Raw genomic sequence first — 10,241 nt, 5'->3', positions numbered from 1 at the left:
GGGCTCACAGAGATCCGCATCTACAACAACCTCGGCTGCGCGAAGATCGTGGGATCCGCCTCGGTTCCTGCGCCGGTCCCGCTCACGACCTGCGACCTGAACGACTCGATCAACACCGAGGCGGAGAAGTGGGAAGGCGTGCTCGTTTCGGTCGACTCGGTCCGCGTCACGCGAACGAACGACGGAACGAACCGCTGGTGGCAGGTCGAGGAGATCGACAGCGACGCGAACTGCGCCGCGAACGACTCCCTCTGGATCGGCAAGAAGTCCTACGCGCCGTACGCGATCCCTGATTCGCTCGACACACTCTGCACGATCGTCGGGCACGGCGACTTCGCTTGGAACGTCTATCGCATCCAGCCGCGCGGCAACAACGACATCGTCTACTGCGGCCTTCCGCCGGCGCCGGAGACCCGCTACGCGTACCCGATCGACGACACGCACATCGGCGTGGAGTTCGACCGCGCCCTGGATCGGGCCTCCGCAGAGAACGCGAATAATTACTACATTACAGGTTTTGACATCGACATCCTCTCGTCCGCGATGATGGTCGACTCCTTCGGCGTCATCCTCACGACGAGCGACATGTCCTCCTTCCGCGACACGCTGACGCACCGAACGCTCACCGTGCAGAACGTGGCGAACAGCTACGGGGTGCCGATGACCTCGCCGAACACCGAGCAGTTCATCCCGGGCGTGAAGAGCGTCGAGTTCATGCGGACGGTCGCAGACAGCGCATCGCTCGCGGGGCGTCCGATCTGCATCGGCGCGGTCGCGACGGCTGCTCCGACCGAGTCGTATCTAAACCGCCACATGTTCATCCAGGATCGCGCCGGCTTCGGCTACGGGATCAATTGCTACGTCGGCAACGTGCCTGATATGGGAGCGTACGGAATCGCGCGGGGCGATTCGATTCTCATCTCCGGTCTCGCGGGCCCCCGCTTCGGCAACCTCCAGATGGGATCGATCATCGACACGGTCCTCATCGCGGCGAAGGGGGTCGGGGTCATCGCCCCGGTCACCGTCTCCCTCGCGACGGCGCTCACCGAACCGTACGAAGGGAAGCTCGTCCGGATCGAGGGTCTCAAGGTTCTGAGCGACACGATCGGGTGGGGCGAGTTCTCTCTCTGGAAGGGCGGCGCGGACACGATCTCCGTGGACGACATGTTCGAACCGGGGATCAAGCCGTTCCATCCGAACATGAACGGTCTCTACGACCCGCAGGTCGGCGACTCGGTCCAGTTCGTTCAAGGCCCCTTGAACTACGATTACGGGCGCCGCAAGATCAACCCGCGGGACATCAACGACGTCTGCTCGACCCGGCTCACCGATGTCGAGGGAGGCGTTCCAGGGCACACGAACCAGCTTCTCGCGAACCGTCCGAACCCGTTCAACCCGACGACCACGATCGAGTTCTCGATCGAGAAGGCGGGGAGGGTGGATCTCAAGGTCTACGACACCGCGGGGCGCGAGGTGCGCACGCTGAAGAGCGGGACCGCCGCGGCCGGGCCGCACTCGGTCCTCTGGGACGGAACGAGCAATTCCGGCGAGCCGGTGGCGAGCGGCGTGTACTTCTACAGCCTGAAGGCGTCCGAGTTCTCGAGCACCAAGAAGATGGTGCTGATCCGGTAGGGCTCGCGCCTCGAAACGATCTTCGGAGGGGGAGGGGGCACCGGCTCCCTCCCTTTCGCATGCGCCAGACCGGCTGAGGGGCGGTTCCATGTTGAAGGAACGCCCGACCTCTTCACGAATCCTACTACTCGCCGATCTATAGATTACGATGGTTACTTCAGGTGGTTTCGAAGTCCGGACAGATCGACCGGAAGAAGCTCGCGGAACGCGTACGTCCGCGCTTCGCCGTCCTCGCGGAGAAGCGTGACCTCGGCCCCATCGGCCATCCACTCGGAAAGGACCTGAAGGCACGCGCCGCACGGGGGAAGAAGGAGGCCGGTATCGCTCCAGATGAACACCCGCTTCACGCCGCGGGCGCCCTCGCTCACCGCCTTGAAGAGCGCGACGCGCTCCGCGCACATCGTGACGCTGAACGAGGCGTTCTCGATGTTCGTGCCGTCGAAGACCACCCCCTCGTCCGTCTCCAGCGCGCAGCCGACGCGCACCCCGGAATAGGGGGAGTAGGATCGGCGCGCGGCGTCCCGCGCGCGGGCGGCAAGATCCTCGAAATCGGCCATCTCCGCGTCCTCCGAAACGAATGTACCAGGTGCGGAGCCGTTGTACCAGGTACAATACGGGCGCGCAACCGACGGACCAGGGGGTTCAGTTCCGTGCCGCGAACGCCGCGACCGAAGCCGAAGAGCCCGATCGATGGGCTCAAGGCCCGCCTCGGGCTTCGAGGCGCGGACGCCGAGCGCCTCCGCGCCCTCCGCGCGCGCATCGCTCCCCGGCTCGACGAGATCGTGAAGCGGGTCCTCGACCGTCTCAGCGAGGAAAGGGATCCCGGTCGAGGCGACACCGATCCACCGGAGAGACCCGGCGAGCAAGAGGCGCTCGGGAAGCTGATTCGGCTCCTTCTCGGAGGGCGCTACGGCCGGGACTACGCGTTGCGTCGGGAGCGCATCGTCTCCGCCTTCCGCCCCCCGCGCGTTCCCTTCCGCTGGCCGCCGGGCGCTTCCGGCGTCCTCTTGGAGGAGATCCTCGCCCTCCCGGAGACCCTCGTCCCCGATGATCCGGAAGGCCGGCTCGTTCTCTCCTCGCTGGGGAAGGCGCTCCTTTTCGATCTCGAGATCGCCTGCCGGCCGTCCCTCGCCCGGGTCCCCGGAAGCGATCCCGAGTCGCCCGGGGATCTCGACGAGAGGACCCCGGGCGGGCCGGACGCTCTCCTGGTCTCCGAGGCGATGCTCACCACCCTCGCGCAAAACTACCCGGAGATGGTCCTCGCGGTCGATCCCGAGGGACGGATCGTCGAGGCGAACCGGGCCGCCCTCTCCAACCTCGGATACGAGGAGGAGGAGATCCGGCGGCTCTCGTTCCATCACCTCATCGCCGCGAGCCACCACCCGCGGATCCGCATGCACCTCGAGCGGACCGTTCGAGAGGGGAAGGACCGCGTCGAGGTCCACCTCCTCTCCCGCAGCGGAGAGGAGAAGCACGTCGAGATCCACAGCGCCGCCGTCCGGAACGAGGAGGGGAGATACCTTGGGGCGCGCATCTTCATCCGCGATCTCACGGATCGGAAGAGGCTCGAGCAGGAGATGCTGCGCCTCGAGCGGCTCGTGGCGGTGGGGAGCATGGCCGCGAAGGTCGCCCACGAGATTCGCAATCCGCTCTCGTCGATCTCTTTGAACGTCGAACTTCTTCTCGACGAGATCCGCCGGTTTCCCGCAGTCGGTTCCTCGGAAGCCGAGTCCCTCGTCGGGTCGATCCTCTCCGAGATCGACCGCCTGACGAACGTGATCGAGGAGTATCTCAGCTTCGGACGCCTTCCGAGCCCCTCGCTCGAGCCGGTCGACGCGGAAGGCTTCCTTCAATCGATCGCCGAGTTCGTGCGCCCGGAGCTTCAGGAACGAAACATCGACCTATCGATCGAAGTCCTCTCCGGGACGCCGCCGCTTCTCGCCGACCGGAACCAGGTTCGGCAAAGCATCCTCAACCTCTTCCGGAACTCGCAGGAGGCGATGCCGTCCGGCGGGAGGATCCGCGTCGTCGCCGGGACGAAGGACGGCGAGGTGGTCATCGAGGTCCGCGACACGGGCGTAGGCATCCCGAAGGAAGAGATCCGCAAGATCTTCGGCCCCTTCTACACGACGAAAGCCTACGGAACGGGTCTCGGCCTCGCCTTCGTGCAGCAAGTGATGCGCGAGCACGGGGGGCGCATCGCGTGCCGGAGCGATCCGGGGAGCGACACGGTCTTCACGCTCTTCTTCCCCTCTGCGTCGGGATCGGCGACGTGATCGAGCGGATTGAGCGGGGCGGATTCCGAGCCTACCTTCAACCGAACCTCACCGCGATCGAGAGGATCTCGATCGAGATCGCCAAGTGGGATCTCGAGGGGAGGCCGGTCAGCGCGCAGCTCGACGAGCGCTTCTACCGGCGGGGCATCTCCCACGCGATGATGGCCAAGGGGAAGAGGGAACGGGCGGGCCGTCTTCTCGGGGAGGAGGAGAAGCGGGCCGTGCTCGGGCGCATCCGCCGGCTGGCGGACGAGGCGCGCGCCGCGCTTCTTCGGGGGCACAACCGCGCGGTCGAGACGCGCGATCTCGAGGAGCGCCTCGCGCGGATCGCCGAATGGGACCTCTCCCGCCTCGAAGAAGAGGAAAAGCGCTTCTCCGACGTCTACCGTCCCATCCCCATCCTCCCGCCCGACCGCGTGCTCGCCTTTGTCGTGCAGCTCACCGAAGGGTGCCCTTGGAATCGTTGTTCGTTCTGCGGGCTCTACCCGGACCGCTCCTTCCGCGCGAGAGATCCGGAGGAGCTCGAACGCCATGTCCGCGGCGCGCTTCGCCTCTTCGGCCGCTCGATCCTTCTCCGCCGGTCGATCTTCCTCGGCGACGGCGACCCCTTCGTTCTCTCCGACGCCAAGCTACTCCCGCGGATCGATCGGGTTCTCGAAATCGTGCGCGAGGAGAGCGCGCGCGGGGCGGCGCTTCCCTCGCCGGGGGATCTCTACGCCTTCGCGCGCGTCCGGTCGCTCGCGAGGCGGCTTAGTTTCGGCCTCGACCCCTTCCGCGCGCGCGGCTTTCGGAGGATCTACCTCGGCGTCGAGACCGGGGACCCGGAGCTCTTCCGGCTTCTCCGAAAACCGGGCTCGCTCGAGGAGCTTCCGGGCGCGGTCCGCGCGCTCAAGGAATCCGGAATCGCCGCCGGGCTCATCTTCCTCGTCGGCGTCGGCGGGGCTCGCTTCCGCGAGACGCATCGCGAGGGGACCGCTCGCCTCGTCTCCTCGCTTCCTCTCGACGCGAACGATATCCTTTACCTCTCGCCTTTCCGCCTCGTCGAGGGGAGCACGTACGCCGGGTGGGCCGCCGCCGAGGGGATCGAGGCCCCCGCCCGCGCCGAGATCGCCGCCGACGCCCATCTTCTCGCGGAGCGGATCCGCGCGGCCGGCTCTCCGGCGAAGACCGCTTACTACCCGCTCGAGCACTTCGTCTACTGATTCGGGGGCGCGGTGGACAAGCCCGCGCTTGGCTTGCTACACTCTGAGAACGACGGGACTCCGGAAGGAGAGGCATGGGCGAGGACGGATCGAGCCGGAGGATTCGGGACCTCCGCGCGCGCAAAGAGGAGGCCGCGCTCGGCGGCGGACCGGAGCGGATCGAGCAGATCCGGGCCTCCGGGCGGCTGACCGCCCGCGAGCGGATCGGCCTCCTGATCGACCCGGGCACGTTCCAGGAGACCGGCGTCTTCGTCGTCCACCGGTCTTCCGATTTCGGCATGGAGAAGAGGCGGGTCGTCGGCGACGGCGTGATCGCCGGCTACGGGCGCGTCGACGGGCGCTTCGTCTATGTCTTCGCGCAGGACTTCACCGTCTTCGGCGGCACGCTTTCCGAATCGAACGCGGAGAAGATCTGCCGCCTCATGGACGCCGCGCTCGAGAACGGCGCGCCGATCATCGGGCTGAACGACTCGGGGGGCGCGCGCATTCAGGAAGGCGTGCAGAGCCTCGGCGGCTACGCGGAGATCTTTCTTCGGAACACGCTCGCCTCCGGCGTCGTCCCGCAGATCTCGGCGATCATGGGTCCCTGCGCGGGGGGCGCGGTCTACTCCCCGGCGATCACCGACTTCACCTTCATGGTCGACAAGACGAGCTACATGTTCGTCACCGGACCGAACGTGATCCGCACGGTGACGAACGAGGAGGTGAGCGCCGAAGAACTCGGCGGCGCGCGCACCCACAACGAGACGAGCGGCGTCGCGCACTTCCTGTCGGCGAACGATCAGGAGTGCATCCTCGGGATCCGGCGCCTGCTCGGGTACCTTCCGCAGAACAACCTCGAGGATCCGCCCCGCAAGGAGACCGGAGACGACCCGGAAAGGAGGGAGACGAGCCTCGACTCCGTCGTCCCCGACAACCCGAAGGCGCCCTACGACATCCTCGCCGCCGTCCGCCCCGTCGTGGACGGCGGCGAGTTCTTCGAGGTTCAAGCGCACTACGCGAACAACATCGTCGTCGGTTTCGCCCGGCTGAACGGACGAACCGTCGGCGTCGTCGCGAACCAGCCGAAGGTCCTCGCGGGCGTTCTCGACATCAACTCCTCCATCAAGGGCGCCCGCTTCATCCGCTTCTGCGACGCGTTCAACATCCCCCTTCTCACCTTCGAGGACGTTCCGGGCTTTCTGCCGGGGACCGACCAGGAATACGGAGGGATCATCAAGCACGGGGCGAAGCTCCTCTACGCGTACTGCGAAGCGACCGTTCCGAAGATCACCGTGGTGACCCGGAAGGCGTACGGGGGCGCCTACGACGTCATGTCCTCGAAGCACATTCGCGGCGACTACAACGTCGCGTGGCCCACCGCGGAGCTCGCCGTGATGGGGGCGGAGGGGGCGGTGAACATTCTCTATCGCAAGGAAATCGAGAAGGCCTCTCCCGAGGAACGCGAAGCTCTCCGCCGCCGATTCATCGACGAGTACAACGAGAAGTTCATGAACCCGTACATCGCGGCCGGGCTCGGCTACCTCGACGACGTGATCGAGCCGAACGAGACCCGCCCGCGCGTGATCCGCGCGTTGGAGAGCCTGCAGAACAAACGCCAGGCCCTCCCGAAGAAGAAGCACGGCAACATTCCTCTCTAGCCTGGTGGGGGGGCGACATGCTCTTTCGGAAGGTGATGGTCGCGAACCGAGGCGAGATCGCCGTCCGAATCCTCCGATCCCTTCGCGAGCTCGGCATCCGCTCCGCGGCGATCTTCTCCGACGCGGACCGCGAGGCGCTCCACGTGGCGCACGCCGACGAGGCGTACCGCGTCGGGCCCGGTCCCTCCGCCGAGAGCTACTTGCACATCGAGCGGGTCGTCGGCGCCGCCAAGAAGTCGGGCGCCGAGGCGATCCATCCGGGCTACGGCTTCCTCTCGGAGAACCCGGAGTTCGCCGCCGCGTGCGAGGCGGAGAAGATCGCGTTCATCGGGCCGGGTCCGGAGGCGATGCGGATCATGGGGAACAAGGTCGCGGCGCGCCGGCGGATGGTCGAGCGCGGCGTGCCGGTCATCCCGGGGGCGGGAACGCCGCTTCGCGACGCGAAGGATGCGCGCGAACAGGGACGCGCGATCGGGTTCCCCGTCCTCCTCAAGGCGGCGGCGGGGGGAGGGGGGAAGGGGATGCGGATCGTGAGGGAGGAGGCCGCGATCGAGAGCGCCCTCGAGAGAACCCGCTCCGAGGCGGAAAAGGCGTTCGGGGACGGCACGATCTTTCTCGAGAAGTACATCGAGAGCCCCCGCCACATCGAGGTGCAGATCCTCGCCGACCGGCACGGGAACGTTCTTCATCTCGGCGAGAGGGAGTGCTCGGTGCAACGCCGCTTCCAGAAGGTGATCGAGGAGTCGCCGAGCCCCGTCGTCGACGAGAAGCTCCGCCAGGCGCTCGGCCGCAAAGCGGTCGAGGCGGCGCGCGCGGTCGGCTATCTCAGCGCCGGGACGGTCGAGTTCGTCATGGGGAAGGACCGCGCGTTCTATTTTCTCGAGATGAACACGCGCCTCCAAGTCGAGCACCCGATCACCGAGGCGGTCACCGGAATCGATCTCGTCCGGGAGCAGGTGCGCATCGCCGCCGGCGAGACGCTTGCTCGCGCGCAGGAGAGCATCGTCTTTCGCGGGCACGCGATCGAGTTCCGGATCTACGCCGAGGATCCGGCGCACGGCTTTCTCCCCTCCGCGGGGAAGATCCGCCGGCTGAACAACCCCTCCGGCCCCGGCATCCGAAACGACAGCGGGATCTACGCGGGGTACGAGGTGCCGATCCTCTACGACCCGCTCCTCGCGAAGCTCGTCGTCTGGGCCGAGGACCGGCCCCACTGCATCGCGAGGGCTCGCCGCGCGCTCGGCGAGTACGCGATCAAGGGGATCCGGCACAACATCCCGTTCCATCTCTGGGCGCTGAAGCACGAGCGATTCCGCTCGGGCGACTACGACACGCACTTCATCGATGAAACGTTTCATCCCGAGATGTTGCAACCGAAAGAATGGGCGCGCGACGTGGCGCGCATCGCCGCGGCGATCCGCGCGCATCTCGACCGGGATCGGATCGTCGTGGAGGAGGGCCCGGCGCGCGGGCCGTGGAAGTGGGTCGCACGTCGCGAGGGGCTCCGCGGGGACTCGTGATCGAGGGAACGCCGATGCGCTACTACGCCGAATTCGGCGGAGAGAAGAAGGCGATCGACATCGAGGAGACGGAGACCGGACTCCGCGTCCTTCTCGACGGCGTGGCGCGGGAGGTCGACGCCGCGTTTCTCGCCGACCGCCTCTACCTCTCGCTTCTCGTCGGCGGCCGCCAGCACACGGTGGAGACCGAGCGGGGGGACGTCCCCGGCCGATGGGTCGTGCGCGTCCAAGGCCAATACCTCGACGTCGACGTTCGGACCGAGCTCGAGGAGATCGCGGGAACGCGGCGCGAGGAGGAGGGGACCGGGGGGCGGTTCGTCGTCCGCTCGCCGATGCCCGGGCTCGTGATCAAGGTGAGCGCGAAGCTTGGCGCGGCCGTCGCGCCCGGCGATCCGATCGCCGTCGTGGAGGCGATGAAGATGCAGAACGAGCTCCCGGCGGAGCGGGCGGGTCGGATCGTCGAGGTGCACGTCCGGCCGGGCGACCGGGTCGACGCGCGGTCTCCGATCGCGACGATCGAGGGGACGGAATGAGCGGCGAGATCCAGAAAGCCTCGGTTCTCGTCATCGACGATGAGGCGGAAATCCGCCAGTCGTTCCGAAGGCTCCTCACGCGCGAGGGGCTCGACGTGCACACCGCCTCCGACGGCAAAGAGGCGATGGCCGAGATCCGCAAGCGCCGTTTCCGCGTCGCGCTCTGCGATCTTCGCCTCCCCGACATCGACGGCCTCGAGCTCCTCAAGATGCTGAAGATCGCGTCGCCCGAAACCGAAGTCCTCATGATCACCGGCTACGGGACGATCGACGACGCCGTGCGCGCGATGAAGGACGGCGCGTACGATTTCATTCAGAAACCGGTCAAGAAACCCCTCATCCTCAAATCGATCGAGAAGGCGCTCGAACGGCAAGCGCTCGCGAGCGAGAACCGGGAGCTTCGCGAGCGGCTCCAGAGCATGGAGAAGATCCCCCGCCCGATCGGCGTCTCGTTGGCGATGAAGAAGGTGATCGAGGTCGCGGAGCAGGTCGCGCCGAGCAGCGCCTCGGTCCTCATCGAGGGGGAGAGCGGAACCGGGAAGGAGGTGATCGCGAACATCGTCCACTTCGCGAGCCACCGGAAGGACTTCCCGTTCATCAAGGTGAACTGCGCGGCGATTCCCGAGACGCTCCTCGAGGCCGAGCTCTTCGGGCACGAGAAAGGCGCGTTCACCGGGGCGATCGCGCAGAGGAAGGGGCGCTTCGAGCTCGCCGACGGCGGCACGCTCTTCCTCGACGAGATCAGCGAGACCTCTCCGGCGACGCAGGTGAAGCTCCTTCGCGTCCTGCAAGAGGGGGAGTTCGAGCGGGTCGGGGGAACCGAGACGATCCGCGGCGACGTACGGCTGATCGCGGCGACCAACGCCAACCTGGAGGAGGCGATCCGCGAGAGGCGCTTCCGCAAGGATCTCTACTACCGATTGAACGTCGTGACGATCCACATCCCCCCGCTCCGCGACCGCCCGGAGGACATCCCTCTCCTCGCGGAGCATTTCATTCAGGTGTACAACCTGCGCAACGGTAAGTCGCTCGAGGGGCTGAGCCAAGAGGCTCTCGAGCGCTTCATGAAATACGCATGGCCGGGGAACGTCCGCGAGCTCGAGAACGTGATCGAGCGGGCGGTGGTTCTCGGGAAGGGCCGCTTGATCCAGCCGGACGATCTTCCTCCCGCGCTCGTGGAGAGACAGGGGAGCGAGCATATGATCCGCATCCCGTTCGGGATGACGATGCAGGAGGCGGAACACAAGATCATTCAGGAGACCCTGCGGCGCACGCAGGGGAACAAGGAGCTCGCCGCGCGCCTTCTCGGGATCGCGTCGCGCACGATCTACCGGAAGCTGGAGAACCCGCCGTCCCCCGCCCCACGGCCCGAGGAGTAGAGCGAGCGGAGCCGGGCGCTGGGATTGCCATTTTGTCCCGGACCGAGGTTCCAGCTGAA

At 66.8% G+C, this 10,241-nt stretch carries 8 protein-coding genes; 7 read left to right on the top strand and 1 reads right to left on the bottom strand.

The genetic code is table 11. From position 1 onward, the window contains the following. On the top strand, window positions 1-1,632 hold a 1,632-nt coding region (locus FJY73_07430), incomplete at its 5' end, for a T9SS type A sorting domain-containing protein (GenBank protein MBM3320491.1). A gap of 152 nt (window positions 1,633-1,784) precedes the next feature. On the opposite strand, the gene cdd is transcribed toward FJY73_07430, so the two are convergent. Then, window positions 1,785-2,189 (bottom strand): cytidine deaminase, encoded by a 405-nt coding sequence (gene cdd, locus FJY73_07425; protein ID MBM3320490.1) that lies wholly within the window; start codon window positions 2,187-2,189, stop codon window positions 1,785-1,787. 93 nt (window positions 2,190-2,282) lie between these two features. Here cdd and FJY73_07420 point away from each other — a divergent pair, with 93 nt between their 5' ends. From FJY73_07420 to FJY73_07395, 6 genes are all read left to right on the top strand, one after another. Beyond that, window positions 2,283-3,908 (top strand): PAS domain S-box protein, encoded by a 1,626-nt coding sequence (locus FJY73_07420; GenBank protein ID MBM3320489.1) that lies wholly within the window; start codon window positions 2,283-2,285, stop codon window positions 3,906-3,908. Then, complete coding sequence (locus FJY73_07415) at window positions 3,905-5,110, top strand: radical SAM protein (protein MBM3320488.1); 1,206 nt, start codon at window positions 3,905-3,907, stop codon at window positions 5,108-5,110. Before FJY73_07420 ends, FJY73_07415 begins: the two co-directional genes overlap by 4 nt. A gap of 74 nt (window positions 5,111-5,184) precedes the next feature. Beyond that, window positions 5,185-6,750 (top strand): acyl-CoA carboxylase subunit beta, encoded by a 1,566-nt coding sequence (locus FJY73_07410; GenBank protein MBM3320487.1) that lies wholly within the window; start codon window positions 5,185-5,187, stop codon window positions 6,748-6,750. A 17-nt stretch (window positions 6,751-6,767) separates the two neighbouring features. Then, window positions 6,768-8,270 (top strand): acetyl-CoA carboxylase biotin carboxylase subunit, encoded by a 1,503-nt coding sequence (locus FJY73_07405; GenBank protein MBM3320486.1) that lies wholly within the window; start codon window positions 6,768-6,770, stop codon window positions 8,268-8,270. Between the two features lie 14 nt (window positions 8,271-8,284). Then, window positions 8,285-8,803 carry a hypothetical protein gene (locus FJY73_07400; GenBank protein MBM3320485.1) on the top strand — a complete coding sequence of 173 codons (519 nt, stop codon included), beginning with the start codon at window positions 8,285-8,287 and terminating at the stop codon, window positions 8,801-8,803. Beyond that, window positions 8,800-10,182, top strand: a complete 1,383-nt coding sequence (locus FJY73_07395) for a sigma-54-dependent Fis family transcriptional regulator (protein MBM3320484.1) — start codon at window positions 8,800-8,802, stop codon at window positions 10,180-10,182. Before FJY73_07400 ends, FJY73_07395 begins: the two co-directional genes overlap by 4 nt. The last annotated feature ends 59 nt before the right edge of the window (window positions 10,183-10,241 follow it).

It is taken from the genome of Candidatus Eisenbacteria bacterium, assembly GCA_016867715.1.
GTDB lineage: Bacteria > Orphanbacterota > Orphanbacteria > Orphanbacterales > Orphanbacteraceae > VGIW01.
This window is presented reverse-complemented; position numbering and strand designations above follow the sequence as displayed.